At 67.7% G+C, this 17,722-nt stretch carries 16 protein-coding genes; 10 read left to right on the top strand and 6 right to left on the bottom strand.

Features of this window, described 5'->3' with window-relative positions; all coding sequences use genetic code 11:
• The first annotated feature begins 147 nt into the window (after window positions 1-147).
• Window positions 148-1,023 (top strand): HhH-GPD family protein, encoded by an 876-nt coding sequence (locus K7711_RS04530; RefSeq protein ID WP_040828488.1) that lies wholly within the window; start codon window positions 148-150, stop codon window positions 1,021-1,023.
• A 73-nt stretch (window positions 1,024-1,096) separates the two neighbouring features.
• On the opposite strand, the gene K7711_RS04525 is transcribed toward K7711_RS04530, so the two are convergent.
• The 5 genes from K7711_RS04525 to kstR all read right to left on the bottom strand — a co-directional run bounded on the left by K7711_RS04525 (window position 1,097) and on the right by kstR (window position 7,888).
• Complete coding sequence (locus K7711_RS04525; protein WP_222965096.1) at window positions 1,097-2,020, bottom strand: metal ABC transporter permease; 924 nt, start codon at window positions 2,018-2,020, stop codon at window positions 1,097-1,099.
• A complete protein-coding gene (locus tag K7711_RS04520) occupies window positions 2,017-2,841 on the bottom strand; it encodes a metal ABC transporter ATP-binding protein (protein ID WP_235746800.1) in 825 nt (274 codons plus the stop codon). The genes K7711_RS04525 and K7711_RS04520 overlap by 4 nt, the downstream gene beginning before the upstream one ends.
• 491 nt (window positions 2,842-3,332) lie before the next feature.
• On the bottom strand, window positions 3,333-4,223 hold the full coding sequence (locus tag K7711_RS04515) for a metal ABC transporter solute-binding protein, Zn/Mn family (RefSeq protein WP_222965094.1): 891 nt from the start codon (window positions 4,221-4,223) through the stop codon (window positions 3,333-3,335).
• Window positions 4,224-4,408: 185 nt separating this feature from the next.
• Window positions 4,409-6,982, bottom strand: coding sequence for a trehalose-phosphatase (gene otsB / locus K7711_RS04510; protein WP_222965092.1), 2,574 nt, complete (start codon window positions 6,980-6,982; stop codon window positions 4,409-4,411).
• 246 nt (window positions 6,983-7,228) lie between these two features.
• Window positions 7,229-7,888 carry a cholesterol catabolism transcriptional regulator KstR gene (kstR, locus tag K7711_RS04505; protein WP_222965090.1) on the bottom strand — a complete coding sequence of 220 codons (660 nt, stop codon included), beginning with the start codon at window positions 7,886-7,888 and terminating at the stop codon, window positions 7,229-7,231.
• A 190-nt stretch (window positions 7,889-8,078) separates the two neighbouring features.
• Between kstR and K7711_RS04500 the strand changes: the two genes are divergently transcribed.
• The 8 genes from K7711_RS04500 to K7711_RS04465 all read left to right on the top strand — a co-directional run bounded on the left by K7711_RS04500 (window position 8,079) and on the right by K7711_RS04465 (window position 16,067).
• Window positions 8,079-10,313 carry an acyl-CoA dehydrogenase family protein gene (locus K7711_RS04500; RefSeq protein ID WP_235746554.1) on the top strand — a complete coding sequence of 745 codons (2,235 nt, stop codon included), beginning with the start codon at window positions 8,079-8,081 and terminating at the stop codon, window positions 10,311-10,313.
• Between the two features lie 27 nt (window positions 10,314-10,340).
• Window positions 10,341-11,405: an acyl-CoA dehydrogenase family protein gene (locus K7711_RS04495; RefSeq protein WP_222965086.1), complete on the top strand. Its 1,065-nt coding sequence runs from the start codon at window positions 10,341-10,343 to the stop codon at window positions 11,403-11,405.
• Window positions 11,390-12,559, top strand: a complete 1,170-nt coding sequence (locus K7711_RS04490; RefSeq protein WP_222965084.1) for an acyl-CoA dehydrogenase family protein — start codon at window positions 11,390-11,392, stop codon at window positions 12,557-12,559. Before K7711_RS04495 ends, K7711_RS04490 begins: the two co-directional genes overlap by 16 nt.
• A gap of 60 nt (window positions 12,560-12,619) precedes the next feature.
• Complete coding sequence (locus K7711_RS04485) at window positions 12,620-13,513, top strand: bifunctional MaoC family dehydratase N-terminal/OB-fold nucleic acid binding domain-containing protein (protein WP_222966673.1); 894 nt, start codon at window positions 12,620-12,622, stop codon at window positions 13,511-13,513.
• Window positions 13,510-13,926 carry a MaoC family dehydratase gene (locus K7711_RS04480; RefSeq protein ID WP_222965082.1) on the top strand — a complete coding sequence of 139 codons (417 nt, stop codon included), beginning with the start codon at window positions 13,510-13,512 and terminating at the stop codon, window positions 13,924-13,926. The genes K7711_RS04485 and K7711_RS04480 overlap by 4 nt, the downstream gene beginning before the upstream one ends.
• On the top strand, window positions 13,923-15,092 hold the full coding sequence (locus K7711_RS04475; protein WP_222965080.1) for a lipid-transfer protein: 1,170 nt from the start codon (window positions 13,923-13,925) through the stop codon (window positions 15,090-15,092). The genes K7711_RS04480 and K7711_RS04475 overlap by 4 nt, the downstream gene beginning before the upstream one ends.
• 317 nt (window positions 15,093-15,409) lie before the next feature.
• On the top strand, window positions 15,410-15,637 hold the full coding sequence (locus K7711_RS04470; protein WP_222965078.1) for an AbrB/MazE/SpoVT family DNA-binding domain-containing protein: 228 nt from the start codon (window positions 15,410-15,412) through the stop codon (window positions 15,635-15,637).
• A gap of 40 nt (window positions 15,638-15,677) precedes the next feature.
• Complete coding sequence (locus tag K7711_RS04465; RefSeq protein WP_222965076.1) at window positions 15,678-16,067, top strand: type II toxin-antitoxin system VapC family toxin; 390 nt, start codon at window positions 15,678-15,680, stop codon at window positions 16,065-16,067.
• 52 nt (window positions 16,068-16,119) lie between these two features.
• Here K7711_RS04465 and K7711_RS04460 read toward each other — a convergent pair whose 3' ends face one another.
• Window positions 16,120-16,692, bottom strand: a complete 573-nt coding sequence (locus tag K7711_RS04460; RefSeq protein ID WP_222965074.1) for a TetR/AcrR family transcriptional regulator — start codon at window positions 16,690-16,692, stop codon at window positions 16,120-16,122.
• A 101-nt stretch (window positions 16,693-16,793) separates the two neighbouring features.
• On the opposite strand from K7711_RS04460, the gene K7711_RS04455 reads away from it, so the two are divergent.
• Window positions 16,794-17,717, top strand: a complete 924-nt coding sequence (locus K7711_RS04455) for an NmrA/HSCARG family protein (protein ID WP_222965073.1) — start codon at window positions 16,794-16,796, stop codon at window positions 17,715-17,717.
• Window positions 17,718-17,722 lie beyond the last annotated feature (5 nt).

The following is a 17,722-nucleotide window of genomic DNA, read 5'->3' as shown; positions in this document are numbered from 1 at the left end:
CGCAACCGAACGGACCGGGTGCGGGTGGCGCGGACCGGGGGTGAATCATGGCTGTGTGATGGTTCGGCAGCTGAATTCGCTCGTGTGGGCGGTGGATCCGGGAAGTGTCGAGGCCGGGCGCCGTGGGTGGACATTGGGGGTGCGTGGATGAGTATCGACTCCGATGTGCTGATCGACTGGTACGGGGAGACGGCGCGGGACCTGCCGTGGCGGCGGCCGGGGGTTTCGGCGTGGCAGATCCTGATGAGCGAGATCATGTTGCAGCAGACGCCGGTGGTTCGGGTGGAGCCGATATGGCGGGAGTGGGTGGCGCGCTGGCCGGTGCCGTCGGCGATGGCGGCGGCCTCGCCTGGGGAGGTGTTGCGCGCCTGGGGGAAACTGGGATATCCGCGGCGCGCGCTGCGGTTGCACGAATGTTCGCGGGTGCTGGCCGCCGAACACGGTGACGAGGTGCCCGGCGATGTCGACGTGCTGCTCGGCCTGCCGGGGATCGGCGCGTACACCGCGCGGGCCGTGGCATGTTTCGCCTACGGGCAGCGAGTTCCGGTGGTGGACACCAACGTTCGCCGGGTCGTCGCACGTGCGGTGCACGGCCGGGCCGAGGCGGGCAACCCCGCGGCCCGCGATCTGGTCGAGACCGAGGAGCTGCTTCCGGTCCGAATCGACCGTGCCGCAGTGTTCTCCGCGGCGTTGATGGAACTGGGCGCGGTGGTGTGCACCGCCCGCACCCCCGACTGCGACCTGTGCCCGCTGCCGCGCTGTGCCTGGCTCGCGGCCGGACGTCCCGCCTCGGATGTGGTGCGGCGCACCCAGAAATACGACGGCACCGACCGTCAGGCCCGCGGTCGACTGCTGGACGTCCTGCGCGGAGCCTCCGGCCCCGTCGAACGCGTCGCCCTCGACCTGGCCTGGACCCGCGATCCCGGCCAGCGCGCCCGCGCCCTGGACTCCCTGCTCACCGACGGTCTCGTGGAACAGACCCCGGATGGCCTGTTCGCACTGGCGGGAGAAGCCGGGAGCTGATCGGCGCGTCTCGGATAATGGCTGCGCCGCAGGGCAACCGGCCGCATGCGGCGAGTGTCCGGACGGGGTCGACTCAGCTCGAAGTGACGCTCGCCTCACGCGGTGCGGGCGTCGCGGTGGGGGCCTGAATTCGTCTGCGTCGACCGGAGTTGAGACGCGGCGCGACGGCCCGGCAGATCAGGTAGATGGCGAAGGAGATGGTGGTGACGAATGTCGACACCGGGACTCCCGGAGCCAGCGACGCGATGATGCCGCCGACTGCGGCGAGTTCGGCGAAGACGATGGACAGGATCGCGGCGCGCAGCGGACTCGCGGTCAGTTGGGCGGCGGCAGCGGCGGGGGTGATCAGCAGGGACAGGACCAGCAGCGCGCCGACGATCTGGACGCCGAATGCGGCGGTGACGCCCAGCAGTACCGCGAAGACCACCGACAGCGCCCGTACCGGGACGCCGCGGGCGACCGCCACTTCCGGGTCGGTGCTGGCGAAAAGCAGTGGGCGATAGATGAATGCGAGTACCACCAGAACACCGGCGGTGCAGACCGACAGCAGGGTGAGCCCGTTGTTGCCGACGCTGACCACCTGACCGGTGAGCAGCGAGAACTTCGATCCGGCACGGCTGGGCCCCAGCCACAGGAACAGCACCGAGAGCCCGAGCCCGAACGAGAGCACCACCGCGATCACCGAATCTCGTTCGCGCGCACGTGATCCGAGCAGGCCGAACATCACGGCCGCGACCACGGAGCCGATGATCGCGCCCGCGCCCACCCCGATTCCGGCCAGCAGCGCCGCGGCCGCACCGGTCAGGGACAGTTCGCTGGTGCCGTGCACCGCGAAGGACATCTGACGGCTCACGATGAGCGGGCCGATCGCCCCGGCCAGCAGGCCCAGCAGCGCCGCGGCCAGCACCGCCTGCTGCACGAAGTCGTAGGACAGCAGATCGGCGGTGGTGTGGAAGTCGAGCAGTTTGGTGAAGATGTCGGTGAGCTTCTCGTTCATCGGTGCTCCCCGCCGAGTGCGTCCATGGTGTCTCCGGTTCCGACGACGACCAGCCGTCCACGTACTCGCAACACATCGACTTCGGTGCGGTACAGCTCAGAGAGCACCTCGGAGGTCATCACCTCGTCCGGCGTGCCGATCCGGAACTTTCCGTCGACCAGATACAACACCCGATCCACCAGCGGCAGAACGGGATTGATCTCATGTGTCACGAACAGCACCGAGGTGTCGTGGCTGCGCCGCCGCGCGTCGATCAGTTCGGCCACCAGTCGCTGATTGGCCATGTCCAGACTCAGCAGCGGCTCGTCGCACAGCAACACTCGCGGATCGCCGACCAGTGCCTGCGCCACCCGCAGCCGCTGCTGCTCACCGCCGGACATCGATTCCAGCGGCGCGTGCGCATAATGCTGCGCGCCCACCTGCGCCACCGCCTCGGCGATCCTGCGCCGCCGCTCCTTGCGCCCGCGCCATCCCAGCCCCCACCGGTGCCCGTCCACGCCGAGTCCCACCAGGTCCACCCCGCGCAACCGGACGCCCGCATCGATCGTCTTCTGCTGCGGCACATAGCCGATATGTGGATTACCCACCCGCGCAGGGACTCCCGCGATCTCCACCGCCCCCGCGCTCGGCGCGACCTGTCCCAGCAACATTCGCAACAGCGAGGTCTTCCCCGAACCGTTCGGCCCGAGAATCGCGATGAATTCCCCCGCCTCCACCGCCAGATCCAGCCCGTCCCACAGTGTCCGCTCCCCGTAGGACAACCGCGCCCCTCGCAGTCGCACGACGGGCCCGCGATCCCGCGCGGCTGCCGAAATCGGCAGAGCCTCGGGATCGTCCTTTTCGGAAGCTACAGCCGGACTTTCGGCGCGATCGCTGGGTGTCGCAGCGGCCGGTTTTCGCAGCTCGTTTGCCGGACCAGCCGTGCCGTTTCCCTGAACCTCATCGGATTCCGTTGCTGCTGAGAAGATTTTGTTCAGAGCGTGGGGTGTCGCCGCGGTCGAACTACGCTTCGAGGAATCCAGGACTTCGGCATCCGGGGTTCCGGCGCCGTTGCCCGTAGCAGGTTGCCCGGTCGAGTCGATCTTTTGGGCTGAATCGGATTCCGTTGCGGTCGAGGAGGTCCCGTGCAGCTCGTCGCGCGCTGCGCTGGCCTGGGGCTCGGCGTCCGGAGAATCGGTCGACCCGCAGATGGGGCAGTCCGGGGTGGTCGCGGGGACGCCGTTTGCGGACGTATCCGGTGTGGTCGAATCCGGTTCCGGCGCAGCGGGTTCAGCAGAGGTGCGGGAGGTGCGAGTGGGCATGGTGTTGCCGATCAGTTCAGGGCCGCGGCCAGGGCCTCGGCGTTCCGGGTCTGCCAGCCGAGATAGTCGGTGCCCTCCGGCAGGGTTTCGGTCACGTCGACGACGGGGATTCCGGCGGCCTTCGCGGTGGCCGCGATGCTCTGCGTGGTCTTGTCCTCGGTTTGGATGTTGTAGACCAGGGCGCGAACCTGCTTGCCGTTCAACAGGTCTCGCACGGCCGCCAGATCGGCGGGCGCCGGATCGGTACCCTGTTCGATGGCCTCCTCGAAGGGGTGTGGGGTGCGGTCGTCGGCGTCGGCGGCTTGCAGGAGGTAGTGCGCGATCGGCTCGGTCTGCAGGACCGGGGCCTTGGCGTGGTCGGTGGCGATCTGGTCGGTGATCGCGCGGATGTTCTTCAACTTGGAGTCGAACTGGATCGCGCGATCGGTGTACGCCTGGGCGTGCGCCTTGTCGATGGCGCCGAGTTCGGCGGCGATCTTGGTCGCGACCGCGCCGACGGTCTGCACGTCGTACCAGACGTGTTCGTTGTCGTCCTTCGGCGATGTGGCCGGACGCAACGCGAACGCGTCGATGGTGGGTTTGCCGCGCCCCTCGGTGGCCTTCTCGGCGAATTCGTCGTAGTCGCCACCGTTGTAGACGACCAGGTCGGCGTCCTGAATCTTCGCGGCGTCGACCGGGGTTGTCTGGTACGAGTGCGGATCGTCGGTGGGGCTGGAGATCAGCGAAGTGACCTCGGCATCCGGACCCGCGACGGCGGCGGCGACGCTACCCCAGACGTTGGTCGAGGCGACGATGGACGGTTTGCCGGAGCCGTTCTTCGAAGTTCCGCATGCGGTCAGTGCTGCGGCGGTGGCAACCCCGAATGCGATGACAGCAACTCGAGCAGTGAGACTTCTGGACACGCGGGGTACTCCTGGCACTACCGATAACGGAAACGATTTCCATTTGAATGTAGCTCACGTGTCCAGAACCGGCGGTATCGTCTGTCCGATTCGTCCCTGTGACACCGCGCACTCGGCATCCCGACGCACGAACGGCCCGTCCGATTCGGACAGGCCGTTCGAGGGATCTCGGACGAACTAGCGCGTCACTGCGCCAGCGCCGGAACCGGCTGACTCAGCAACTGAGCACACCGCAGCAACCCCAGATGGCTGTACGCCTGCGGGTGATTGCCCAGGGATCGCTCGGCGACCGGGTCGTACTCCTCGCTGAGCAGGCCCGTGGGCCCCGCGACGTCGACGAGCTGCGCGAACAACGCCTCCGCATCGGCTCGCCGGCCGATCAGCAGATACGCCTCCACCAGCCAGGCCGCGCACAGATGGAATCCGCCCTCGCCGCCGGGCAGCCCGTCGTCGTGGTGGTACCGGTACACCGTCGAGCCGCTGCGCAGCTCCGCCTCGGTCGCCACGACCGTCGCCTCGAATCGCGGGTCGGACGGCTCGATCAGCCCGCTCAACCCGATGTGCAGGGTCGCCGCGTCCAGGTCCGAACCGTCGTAGGCGGCCGTGTAGGACTGCACCTCGTCGTTCCAGCCCTTGGCCTTGACCTCGTCGGCGATGGTGTCGCGCAGTTCCGCCCAGCTCGAATCGGCCCGACGGCCGAACTTGGTCGCCAGCCGCACCGCGCGGTCCACGGTCAGCCAGCCCATCACCTTCGAGTACACGTGGTGCCGCGGATTGCCGCGGATCTCCCAGATGCCGTGATCGGGTTCGCTCCAGCGCCGCCGCACCGCGGACACCATCGCCGTGACCAGCTCCCAGTCCCGGTCGGGCAGGGCCTGGGCCGGGTCGAGAATGCCCTTGTGTCCGCGGGCGTCGGCCAGGGCGGCGATGAGGTCCACGATCGGTCCGAACACGTCCAGCTGCACCTGCATATTGGCCGCGTTACCCACCCGGACCGGCCGGGATCCGGCGTAACCGGGCAGCTGATCAAGCACCGCCTCGGGGCCCAGGGTCTCGCCGTAGAGCGTGTACAGCGGGTGCAGGCGTTCGGGGCCGGCGAGCGTCTCGAGCACCCGGTGCGTCCAGGCCAGGAAGTCCTCGGCCTCGGTCAGTGAGCCCAGCGCCACCAGTGCGTGCGCGGTCAGCGAGGCATCGCGCAGCCAGCAGTAGCGGTAATCCCAGTTGCGCACGCCGCCGATGTCCTCCGGCAGGGAGGTGGTGGCCGCGGCCATGATCGATCCGGACGGCGCGTGCACCAGGCCGCGCAGGGTCAGCGCCGAACGCTTCATCAGATCCGGCTTCAGCGGCGGCAGCTCCAGCGTCGCCGCCCACTCCTTCCAGTACCGCTCGGCCTCGCTGCGCCGGTCCGGCTCGCTGGCCATCGCGGGTGCGAGATCCGAGGTGCCGCAACGCATTTCCAGGACGATCGGCCCGCGCGAGGGATCAACGACCGCGGTGGCGACGTGGTGGATGCCCTCCTCGAGGATCGTCCACTGCACGCCCGGCGAACGCAGCACGATCGGATCGTTCGTGCCGTGCACGCGCAGTCCGGACGGTTCCTGCACCAGCGTGACCGGCACCTGCCCGAACTCCGGACGGGGCGCGAAGGTGACCACGGCCTTGGCGTCACCGGTGATGACACGGGTCAGATCGGTCCGCTCGGACGCCACGTCGTGCGGCAGGTAGTCCACGACCTGCAAACTGGCCCAACGGGTTTCGACGGTCATGGTGCCGTCGATGTAGCGCTGCGACAACGGCAGTCCGGGCCGCTCGGGCACGATGGTGAAATGCCCGGCCTCGGGTCCGCCGAGCAGATGCGCGAACACCGCCGCGGAATCCGGCTCCGGATGGCACAGCCAGGTGATGGTGCCGTCGGGGGTGACCAGGGATTTCGCGCGGGGGCCGGCCAACATGGTCAGCCGTTCGATTCGGGGGGCCGAAGCACCGGCCAGCCAGGTGCGGCGCTCCTCGAGCAGGAACGCCAGGGCCTTGGACACCTCCTCGGTACTGGCGACCCGATATCCGGCTCCGCTCGCGCCGTCGCCGACCTTGATGCCGACGTCCGGCCCGGCCAGACGCGCGAACGCCTTCTCGTCGGTGACGTCGTCGCCGAAGAACACCGCCGCCGACGCGCCCTCCTGGTGCCGGATGATGTCCAGCGCGGCGCCCTTGTCGGTCTGGATGACGGCCAGTTCGATGACCGATTTGCCCTCGGTCACCTGCACGCCCACCCAGCTGGCCGGCCCCTGGCTCGCCTGCTGTAGTGCGCGGCGGCCGACCTCCGGGGCGGCATTGCGCACGTGCAGCGCCACGCTGGCCGGTTTGACCTCGACCGAGACGCCCGGGTTGTCCTGGGCGATGCGGGTCAGCGAGTTCTGCACCTCCTGCAGCAGCTTGCGGGCGTCGTTATCGATGGCATGGACGAAACCCACGTCGAATTCCGAACCGTGGCTTCCGATCAGCTGCACCTCGACCGGGAGCCGGGACAGCGCCGCGAGATCTCGCAGGGCCCGGCCGGAGATGACGGCCGCCGTGGTGGCGGTCAGGCCGGCGAGCGCGCGCAGAGCGCTCACCGACTCCCTGTGGGGATAGGCTTTCGCCGGGTCGCTGACGATGGGCGCGAGTGTCCCGTCGTAGTCCGAAGCGACCAGTAGCCGCGGCATGCGGGCCACCGCCGACAACGCACGGCGAAGTTCGATTGGCAGATCCTGTGCGCTCACGCATCCAACCTTGTGATCGGAGGAGAAATACCGGGGGCGCGAGAAACCTTACTGGGTGGGGGTTGCTCACGTGTTTCGCGCACGTCGCCGACGTATCGGCCGTGCGCGACCCCGTCTGTGAGGTCTCCTGCGGTGCGTCACCTTATTAGCCACAGGGAAGCCACGACAAACGTCCCAAACCCGGCGAGTCTGCTCGCATCGGCGAGTCACCTCGATTCGGTGTGAGTGTCGCGATCCGGTTCCGGGTCAGGCCTGCGAGCCGAGCAGCAGGTCGACGGTCAATTCGAGGCGTTCGGCGACGTCGGTCGCCGAGGCGCGACGGGTCAGCCAGGCGACCAGATTCGACAACCACACATCGCTGATCACCCGGGCGATCGCCAGATCGCGCTCGGACGGTTCATCCTCGTCGAGGGCGCGGGCGAAGAAGCGGTCCATCACCTTGCCGACCCGATCCACCTCGGCGGCGGCCGATGCGTCCGCGAACATGAACGCGCGGGTCATCGCCTCGGTGAGCAGCGGGTCGCGCTGCATGGCACGGGTGACCTGGGTCAGCATCAGGTGCATGCGCTCGCGCGGGCTCTGCCCGGCCAGCGGCTTGCGTTTGTTGTCGAACTGCTCGAATTCGCGGGCCAGCGCCGAGACCAGCAGGTGCACCTTGGACGGGAAATACCGGTACAGGGTCCCCACCGCGACGTCGGCGCGTTCGGCCACCGCACGCATCTGCACCGCGTCGTACCCGCCCTTGGAGGCCAGGGCCAGGGTGGCGTCGAGGATGCGTTTGCGGCGTTCGCGCTGCGCGGTCGAGCTCAGTTCGTCCTCACTGAGCGTGGACACCGGGGTCGCGCGTGAACGGCCGCCGTTCTGCGCCCCCGAGTCTGTTGCCTGCTCTCGGGAGGGACTGGCCATCGATGAAAGTCCTTTCCTGCACAAGCCTCATCCGGTGACGAGGTGCGTCTCGTCTGTTTGGCGGGACGGCGGTTGACATCCGCCCGATGAGGATATTAGAACATGTTCTAGGTGTGGGAGTCACGCCGGAAAGGCGGTATGGAGTGTGACCATCGCCACCACTGACGAGCATAAAGCCGTTCAGGAGTCGATGAGCGCATGGGCGGCGACGGTCGGCCCGATTGCAACAATGCGCGCTGGACTGGGGTCGAAGGCGGCAGCGGAGGGTGACCACCCGAGCTCCTCGACCGGTACCGACGAACACCGAGCGGCCGATTCCTGGCGTGAGTATTGGTCCAGCCTGGTCGGGCTGGGCGTCTTCCGCGTTGCCGTGGCCGAGGGTGAAGGCGCCGCGGACGGTTCTGTGAGCGATCTGGCCGTGCTGATCGAGCAGGCGGCCCATGATCTGGTGGGCGGACCGGTGCTCTCGACCGCCCTGGCCGGTCTGGTCACCGGCGCGGCTCTGGCCGAGGATACGCCGTGCGGCGTCGCACTGGAAGATCCGGTTCGGGTGCAGGACAACGGATCCGGTGACCTGGATCTCACCGGGACGTGGCCGACCGTACTGGGCGCGGCGCCCGGCGGCGCGGTGCTGCTGCCGGTGCTGCGCGGCGATCGGGAGGCGTGGTGCCTGATCACGCCGGACGCGGCCGGACTCCGCATCGACCCACTCGAACCGCTCGACCACAGCACTCCGCTGGCCGGCGTGGAATGCGCCGGGGTGCGGGTGCCCGCCGAGCACGTCTTCGAACCCGGTTATGCCGTACGGGATCTCGCCGCGGCGCTGGTCGCGGCCGAGGCTGCCGGGATCGCGGGTTGGTGCCTGGAGACCGCCACCGAATATGCCAAGGTCCGTGAACAATTCGGCCGCAAGATCGGCGAATTCCAAGCGGTGAAACATATTTGCGCCTGGATGCTGTGCCGGGCGGAGTTGATCCGCGCGGTCGCCGCCGACGCCGCGGCCGCCGCGTCGGTCGATCAGGGACGCAATCCCGAACTCCCGATCGCGGCCGCGATCGCGATGACGATCTCGCTGGACGCTGCGGTCCAGACCGCGAAGGACTGCATCCAGGTGCTCGGCGGCATCGGCTTCACCTGGGAGCACGACGCGCACTTCTACCTGCGTCGCGCGATCGCGCTGCGGCAGCTGCTGGGTGGTTCGGGCCCGTGGCGGGCCCGGGTGACCGAGTTGGTGCGCCGCGGTGATCGCCGCACGGTCGGGCTGGATCTGGGCGTCGCGTTGGATTCGCTCGCAGGCGCCGAAGCCGGCGCCGGTGACGACATTCGCAACGACGCCGAGGCGTGGGAGTCGCTCGGGCTGGACGCCGCGCAGGCGACCGAACTCGCCGCGGATCTCGCTCGGATCGCGGCACTTCCGGTCGAGCAGCAGCGAGATGCCCTGGTGGACACCGGCCTGTTCGCACCGCACTGGCCCGCGCCGTACGGCCGGGGCGCGGGACCGATCCTGCGCACGCTGATCGACGAACAGGTTCGCAAGGCCGGAATCACGGTGCCGGACATCACGATCGGCAACTGGGCGGTGCCCACCCTGTTGCAGCACGGCAGTCCGGAGCAGATCGAACGTTTCGTGCGGCCGACGTTGCGCGGCGAGGTGATCTGGTGCCAGCTGTTCAGCGAGCCCGAGGCCGGATCGGATCTGGCGGCGTTGCGCACCACCGCGACGCGCGTGGACGGCGGCTGGCAGCTGCGCGGGCAGAAGGTGTGGACCTCGCTGGCCAATGTCGCCAACTGGGCGATCTGCCTGGCCCGCACCGATGCGAGCGCAGCCAAGCATCGGGGGATCAGCTATTTCCTGGTGGAGATGAGCAGCCCCGGAATCGAGGTGCGGCCGCTGGTGCAGATCACCGGCGAGGCGCGCTTCTCCGAGGTGTTCCTGGACGACGTCTTCGTCCCCGACGACGGCCTCGTCGGCCAGCTCGGCGCGGGCTGGAAGATCGCGCGATCGACGCTGTCCTCGGAGCGAGTTGCCATGGGCGGCAGCGGAATCGGTGACGCCCTGGAGGAACTCATCGCCGCGGCCCCGACCTCGGGCCCGGGTGCGGAGCTGATCGCCGACCGGATCGGCGAGCTGGTCTCCGACGCTGTTGCTGGACTATTGCTGGAGACTCGTGCGGCGCAGCGCATGCTCGCCGGCGGTGATCCGGGACCTCAGAGCAGCGTACGCAAACTGGTCGGTGTGCGGCACCGGCAGGCGGTCGCCGAATTCGCCGTCGAACTCGCCGGTACGGCGGGTGCGCAGGACATCGACGTGGTGAAAGAATTCCTGCTGACGCGCTGTTTGTCGATTGCGGGCGGTACCGAACAGATCCTTCTGACGGTGGCCGGTGAACGGATACTCGGACTCCCGCGCGAACCGCAGGCGTAGGTCCACACCTCGATCTGGAGCATGGAATTGGACTTCAACAGAGACGAGAGCCAGGACGCTGTCGCCGAGGTTGTCGTAAGCTTGCTGGAACGCAATACCGAGCGTGATATCGAGCTTTGGCCCACCCTCGTCGACAGTGGTCTGCTGGCCGTCGCCCTTCCCGAACGTTTCGGCGGCGACGATATGGGCCTGCTCGAGGTGTCGGCGATGCTGACCGAGCTGGCCACCGACGCGGTGCAGGTGCCCGCCCTGGCGACGCTGGGTCTGGGTGTGCTGCCGCTGGTGGGCAATCTTCCCGATGCCCTGGCGGAGAAGATCTTTCCCGCTGTCGCAAAGGGCGCGGTGCTCACCGCCGCGTTGCACGAACCGGGTGCGCCGTTCACCACCGCACCGCGGACCACCGCTGTCACCGAGGGTGATTCGGTCCGGATCTCCGGTCGCAAAACCGCTGTGCCGTACGCGGATCAAGCGCAGTGGATACTGGTGCCGACCGATGCGGGTCTGGCCGTGGTGGACGGCGATGCGACCGGAATCAGCCGCGTCGAGAGTCCGACCTCGGCCGGATTCCCGGAATTCTCCGTGCAATTCGACGATGTGGTCATCCCGGCCGAACAGCTGCTGTCGGTCGAGATCGGCGTTCTGCACCGGCTCGCGCTGGCCTCGATCGGCTCGGTCGCCGACGGGCTGCTCAAGGGTGTGCTGACGCTGACCGCCGAACATGTGCGGACCCGTCAGCAGTTCGGTCGTCCGCTGGCCGAATTCCAGGCTGTGGCACAGGAGATCGCCGACGTCTACGTCGTCTCGCGCACGCTGCACGTCGCGGCGGTGTCGGCGAACTGGGCGTTGGCCGAGGCGAACGACAGCCCGGAACATCAGAACCGGGTGGACGACGATCTGGAGGTGCTGGCCTACGCGGTCGCCTCGGATCTGCCCGCGGCCATGCAGACCTGTCATCACCTGCACGGCGGTATCGGCGTCGACGTGACCCATCCACTGCATCGCTACTACTCACAGGCCAAGGACATCGCCCGCTGGCTCGGCGGCGAATCGTTCCGGCTGGACCGTCTGGGGGCCAGATGTTCATCGATCTGACGCTCGAACAGCGCACGCTGCGCGCTGAACTACGTTCGTACTTCGCCGATCTCGTCACTCCCGAGGAGGAGGCCGAGATGCTGGTGAACCGGCACGGCGACGCCTACCGTGCGGTGGTGCGGCGCATGGGCCGGGACGGCTGGCTCGGCGTGGGCTGGCCGAAGGAGTTCGGCGGCCAGGGATTCGGGCCCGTCGAACAGCAGATCTTCTACAACGAGGCGGTGCGCGCGGATGTGCCGCTGCCGCTGGTCACGTTGCTCACCGTCGGCCCGACACTGCAACAGTTCGGCACCGACGAGCAGAAGCAGAAGTTCCTGCCCGGAATCCTCTCCGGCGACATCCATTTCGCGATCGGCTACTCCGAACCGGAGGCCGGGACCGACCTCGCCGCGCTGCGCACCAGCGCCGTGCGCGACTCCGACGGCGACTGGATCATCAACGGGCAGAAGGTGTTCACCACCGGCGCGCACGAGGCCGACTACATCTGGCTGGCCTGCCGCACCGGCACCACCGAATCGCGGCATCGCGGCATCACGATCCTGATCGTGGACACCACCGATCCGGGCTACTCCTGGACCCCGATCATCACCTGCGACGGCGCGCACCACACCAACGCGACGTATTTCGACAACGTCCGCGTGCCCGCGAACATGCTTGTGGGCGAGGAGAACCGGGGCTGGAAGCTGATCACCACCCAGCTCAATCACGAGCGGGTGGGCCTGGGGCCGTCGGGCAAGATCGAACAGCTCTACGATCGCGTGCACGACTGGGCGAAGGCGCAGGATGTGCTGGGCGAGTCCGGGGTGCAGCGCACACTGGGCCGCCTGCACGCCATGACGCGGCTCAACGAACTGCTGAACTGGCAGGTCGCGGCGAAGGCCGATCACGCTGCCGAGGATCCCAACGGGGTCATCGCCGACGCCTCCGCGACCAAGGTCTACTCGACCGAATCCCTGCAGGAGGCAGGACGTTTGGCCGAGGAGGTCGTCGGCCGCTACGGCGATCCGGCCGAACCCGCGACCGCGGAGCTGCTGGGCTGGCTGGACCGGCGCACCAAGCAGAACCTGGTGGTGACCTTCGGCGGCGGCGTCAACGAAGTCATGCGCGAACTCATCGCGACTGCCGGCCTGCAGCTGCCACGCGTACCGAGATAGGAGCCTGGAGTGCCGGAAACCAGCACAACCGACGAGATCGTCGCCGCCGGAGATCGGATCATGGCGCAGGGCGAATGCGCCCCCCGCTACGGTCGCGATCCGGTGAATCAGCCGATGATCAACAACTGGGTCGAGGCCATCGGCGACGCGAATCCGATCTACGCCGACGAGGAGGTCGCGCGCGCCGCGGGGCATCCGGGCATCGTCGCGCCGCCCGCGATGGCGCAGGTGTGGACCATGCCCGGCCTGCACGGGGCGCGGCCCTCGGACGATCCGATGAACGCGGTCAACGATCTGCTCGACGCCGCCGGATACACCTCGGTGGTGGCCACCAACTGCGAGCAGACCTATCACCGGTATCTGCAGCTGGGTGAGCGCCCGTACGCGCGGACCCGATTGAAGGATCTGGTCGGTCCCAAGCGCACCGCACTGGGGGAGGGCTGGTTCGCCACCTACCTGTTGACCTGGTACGTCGGGGACGAGGCCGTCACCGAAATGTCCTTCCGGATGCTGAAATTCGTGCCCGGAACCGGGAAACCGGCTGCGCCGCAGGATGATCTGAGCAAACGCGTTCGGCCGATCGTGTCCCAGGATACCGAATTCTTCTGGGAGGGCACCAAACTCGGCGAGCTCCGGATTCAGCGTCTGCCGGACGGCTCGCTGCGTCATCCGCCGATTCCGGCGCTGTGGCAGGACAAGGAGAAGACGCCGGACTACGTCGTGGCCTCGGGGCGCGGCACGGTGTTCAGCTATGTGGTGCACCACGCGCCGCAGGTGCCCGGACGGACGTTGCCGTTCGTGGTGGCCCTGGTCGAACTCGAAGAAGGTGTGCGCGTGCTGGGCGAGCTGCGCGGCATCGAGCCGAGCGAGGTCGGCGTGGGCACGCCGGTCGAGGTGGCCTTCGAGAAGCTCGACGACGACAACACGCTGCCGTACTGGAAGGCGGTCCGATGAGCGGAACTTTGCAGCCCTCGGCAGTGCAGGTCGGAAATACGCTGCCCGAGTTGGTGATTCACGCCGATCCGACGTTCGTGGTCAGTTCGGCCTTGGCCACCAGGGACTTTCAGGACGTGCACCACGATCGGGACAAGGCGGTGCAGCGGGGTTCGAAGGACATCTTCGTCAACATCCTCACCGATACCGGTCTGGTGCAGCGGTTCGTCACCGATTGGGCCGGACCCGGCGCAATCGTGAAATCGCTGGCCCTGCGCCTGGGCGTGCCGCTCTACGCGGGTGACACGCTGACGTTGAGCGGCACCGTGACCGCGATCGAGGGTGCGCAGGTCCACATCGATGTGGTGGGCCGGGACAGCCTCGGCGACCACATCACCGCCAAGGCCGTGATCGAGTTGCAGGAGACCGCATGAGTATCAGCGGCAAGGCCGCCATCGTCGGCATCGGGGCCACCGACTTCTCGAAGGATTCGGGGCGCAGCGAATTGCGTCTGGCCGCGGAGGCGGTCACCGCGGCGCTGGCGGACGCCGGGCTGACGCCCGCGGATGTGGACGGTCTCACCACGTTCACGATGGACACCAACACCCAGGCCGCGGTGGCCCGTGCGGTCGGCGTGCCGAATCTGAAGTTCTTCAGCAACATCCCGTTCGGCGGCGGTGCGGCGGCGGCGACCGTGCAGCAGGCCGCCATGGCGGTGGCCACCGGAATCGCGGATGTCGTTGTGGCATACCGCGCTTTCAACGAACGTTCCGGACATCGGTTCGGCCAGTTCGCCACTCACCTGGCCGCTGCGCCGACCTCCTCTGGCGTGGATGCGGCCTGGGGATATCCGCAGGGCCTGGGCACCCCCGCCGCGCAGGTGGCCATGGTCGCCCGGCGCTACATGCACGTATACGGCGCTACCAGTGCGGATTTCGGCACGGTGGCGGTGGCCGATCGCAAGCACGCGGCCGTGAACCCGGCGGCCCACTTCTACGGCAAGCCGATCACCCTGGAGGACCACCAGAATTCGCGCTGGATCGCCGAGCCGCTGCACCTGCTGGACTGCTGCCAGGAGACCGACGGCGGCGTGGCCATCGTGGTCACGAGTGCCGAACGGGCGCGCGACCTTCCGCAGAAGTCGGCCGTGATCGCCGGTGCCGCACAGGGTTCCGGAGCGGACCAGTACGTCATGACCAGCTACTACCGTGACGCGCTCACCGGCCTGCCGGAAATGGGCCTGGTCGGCGACCAGCTGTGGGCCCAGAGTGGTTTGCGCCCAGAGGATATGCAAGCGGCGATCCTCTACGACCACTTCACCCCTTTCGTCCTCATGCAACTCGAGGAACTCGGCTTCTGCGGCCGGGGCGAAGCCAAGGACTTCATCGCCGACGGCGCCATCGAGGTAGGCGGCCGCCTGCCGCTGAACACCCACGGCGGCCAACTGGGCGAGGCCTACATCCACGGCATGAACGGCATAGCCGAAGCCGTCCGCCAAATCCGCGGCACCTCGGTCAACCCCGTCGACAACGTCCAGAACATCGTCGTCACCGCCGGAACCGGCGTCCCCACATCGGGTCTGGTTCTCACCGCAGGCTGACCCCCGTACCCCGTACCCCGTACCCCGAGGGCCGCGCATGCCCCGGGGTGCGGGCCGTCGGCGTGAACAGTGCGTCCATGTCCGTCAGGCCCGCGTTTCTCTGCCTCCGAATCGTCAGTGCCACGTTCGCGGACGTCGGTGTCTGCTGATTACCTGTCGGAGTTGCAGCTCTCGGCGAACAATCGCGCTGTCCTCATGTCCCGGCGACCAGCGCATCGCTTCGGTGCTGATTCTGTCGGTACGGACCAGTTGAACAGCTGTTGCGGCTCAGGTACGTAATACGTATCGTTGGTATTACGTATTACGGGAGGTGGCCGATGCGGCTCAACAGCAAGGGGCAGGTCACGATTCCCGCGGAGTTGCGGCACAAATATGCGCTGGAAGAGGGGGATGAGGTGGATATCGTCGAAGTGGGCGGTGCTCTGCAGATCGTGCGGCGAGAAGGGGCCGAGAGCCGCGGTAAGCGCCTGGTGAAGCATATGCGCGGTCGCGCCACGACAAAGATGACAACCGATGAGCTGATGGAACTTTTCCGTGGCGAATGAGCCGGTCCTTCGGGCGGTTTCTGATCGTCCGATCACACTGGTGGATTCGTGTGTACTGCTCGATGTTCTCACCGACGATCCCACCTGGGCGGACTGGTCGGATGATGCGCTTGCCCGAGCTCGCGATCTCGGGTCGGTGATCATCAACCCGATCGTCTACGCCGAGGTCGCTGCCGGTTTCGACACCATCGAGGATCTCGATGCGGCACTTCCCGAGAGCGAACTGGGACGGGAGGATCTGCCGTATGCGGCCGGATTCGTGGCCGGCAAGGCGTTCGTCGCCTACCGCCGTAAGGGTGGAGAGAAGCGCAGCCCACTTCCCGACTTCTACATCGGTGCGCATGCGGTGGTTGCCGGGTATCGATTGCTCACTCGGGATGCGGCGCGCTTCAGGACCTACTTTCCGCGCGTACACGTGATCGCGCCATAAGCCTCGGCCGCTTCCTCGGGGTGGGTCACACAACCGGTTCGTGCGGTCCGGGCTACGTCGGCCGTCCTGTGGGCAGGCCGGCTATGGTCAGCTCGAGCAGCCGGTCGGCCTGAGGGGCGGGATCGGCGCAGCCTTCCGCGGTGAGGGCGATGCCGACGATCAGCATGATCAATTCCTCGACGGTTGCGGTGGTTTCCACGGTGCCCTGCTGAATTGCGCGGTGCAGCAACGGTTTTCCGGCCTCTTCCAGGGCTGACGAGCAGGCGTTGTCGTGTACCGGGTCGGTTGTGGCGCTGTCGTGCGCCAATACGGCCGCCAGTCCTCGTGCGCTGATGCAGTAGGTGAGGACGTCGCCCAGCCAGTCCAGCAACGCGCCGCGGCTGTCCGCGGAATCGATCAGCTCCTCGGCGCGGGCGCACAGCGCTTCGATTCGCTTGTGGGAGACCGCTTCCAGTAGTGCGCGGCGGGTGGGGAAATGGCGGCGCACGGTCCCCGAACCCACTCCCGCGATGCGGGCGATCTGCTCCAGGGACGCACCGGCGCCGTGGGCGGCGATCTCCTCTTCCGCTACCGCGAGGACGCGTGCGTAGTTGCGACGGGCGTCGGCGCGCTGGTGTTCGGGCACGACCTCACCTCCTGGGTTGCTAAACGGCGGGCCCCGCCATATCTTAGAGGAAGGTAAACGGCGGGCCTCGCCGTTTAGTGAATCCGCACGTGAGGGGCATCATGTCTACAGTTTCCGCGCCGGTTCTGGTCTCCGGCGCCACAGGTCAGCAGGGTGGTGCGACTGCGCGCGCCCTGCTCGACGCGGGCGTCCGAGTCCGGGCTCTGGTCCGCGATCCGCACACCGCGCGAGCCGAGGCCGTCGCGGCGCTCGGCGCCGAACTGGTCACCGGCGATCTGCGCGATCGCGATTCGATCATCCGAGCAGCCGAAGGGGCGCGGGCCGTGTTCTCCGTGCAGATGCCCGAATTCAGCACGGCAGGGCCAGATTTCGACAGTGAGATAGCCCAGGGGGTCAACCTTATCGAGGGTGCGCGGGCCGCGGGGGTGCCGCAGTTCGTGCACACCTCCGTATCCGGTGCGGGGCAGCGCACCGAAGACCCGCGCTGGATCAAGGGGCGCTGGCCGATGGCCGAGGCCAGTCTGGCAACGAAGGCAGCGCTCCAGGACCGGGTTCGTGCGGCGGGCTTCCCGCACTGGACGCTGCTCAAGCCCGCGACATTCATGGAGAACTTCCTGCCCTCCGCGGCCTACCTGTTCCCGCGTGGCATCGAAGGCGGACTGGTGAGCGTCATCAACCCTGAGACTCGCCTATCGCTGGTCGCGGTGGACGATATCGGCCGCGCGGCCGCTGCGGCCCTCACCGCCCCCGAGCGGTTCGACGGCGTCGAACTCGAATTGGCCAGTGACCTTTCGACGATGACCGAAATCGCCGAAGTTCTCTCCCGCGTGCTGAACACGCCTCTGCCCGCACCGAACATGACGGAGGAACAAGCCCTGGCCGCCGGAATGCCTGCCATGGGTGCTGGTCTGGATCTGCTGAACGTGGTCCCTCAGCCCGCCCGTCCGGAGTACGCCAAGGATCTCGGCATCGCTGTCACGAGCTTCGAGGAATGGGCCCGTCGGTCCCTTCGGCCCGTCGCCTGAGAGTC

It is taken from the genome of Nocardia coffeae, from assembly GCF_019890715.1.
GTDB classification, from domain to species: domain Bacteria; phylum Actinomycetota; class Actinomycetes; order Mycobacteriales; family Mycobacteriaceae; genus Nocardia; species Nocardia jiangxiensis.
Note: the sequence above shows the minus strand (reverse complement) of the source record. Positions and strands in the feature narration are given on the sequence as shown.

Coding starts and splice junctions, on each gene's coding strand:
- kstR (WP_222965090.1), bottom strand. CDS start 7,888: ATGGCCAGTCCCTCCCGAGAGCAGGCAACAGACTCGGGGGCGCAGAAC.
- K7711_RS04455 (WP_222965073.1), top strand. CDS start 16,794: ATGTCTACAGTTTCCGCGCCGGTTCTGGTCTCCGGCGCCACAGGTCAG.
- K7711_RS04490 (WP_222965084.1), top strand. CDS start 11,390: ATGTTCATCGATCTGACGCTCGAACAGCGCACGCTGCGCGCTGAACTA.
- K7711_RS04475 (WP_222965080.1), top strand. CDS start 13,923: ATGAGTATCAGCGGCAAGGCCGCCATCGTCGGCATCGGGGCCACCGAC.
- K7711_RS04485 (WP_222966673.1), top strand. CDS start 12,620: ATGGCGCAGGGCGAATGCGCCCCCCGCTACGGTCGCGATCCGGTGAAT.
- K7711_RS04480 (WP_222965082.1), top strand. CDS start 13,510: ATGAGCGGAACTTTGCAGCCCTCGGCAGTGCAGGTCGGAAATACGCTG.
- K7711_RS04500 (WP_235746554.1), top strand. CDS start 8,079: ATGAGCGCATGGGCGGCGACGGTCGGCCCGATTGCAACAATGCGCGCT.
- K7711_RS04530 (WP_040828488.1), top strand. CDS start 148: ATGAGTATCGACTCCGATGTGCTGATCGACTGGTACGGGGAGACGGCG.
- K7711_RS04525 (WP_222965096.1), bottom strand. CDS start 2,020: ATGAACGAGAAGCTCACCGACATCTTCACCAAACTGCTCGACTTCCAC.
- K7711_RS04470 (WP_222965078.1), top strand. CDS start 15,410: ATGCGGCTCAACAGCAAGGGGCAGGTCACGATTCCCGCGGAGTTGCGG.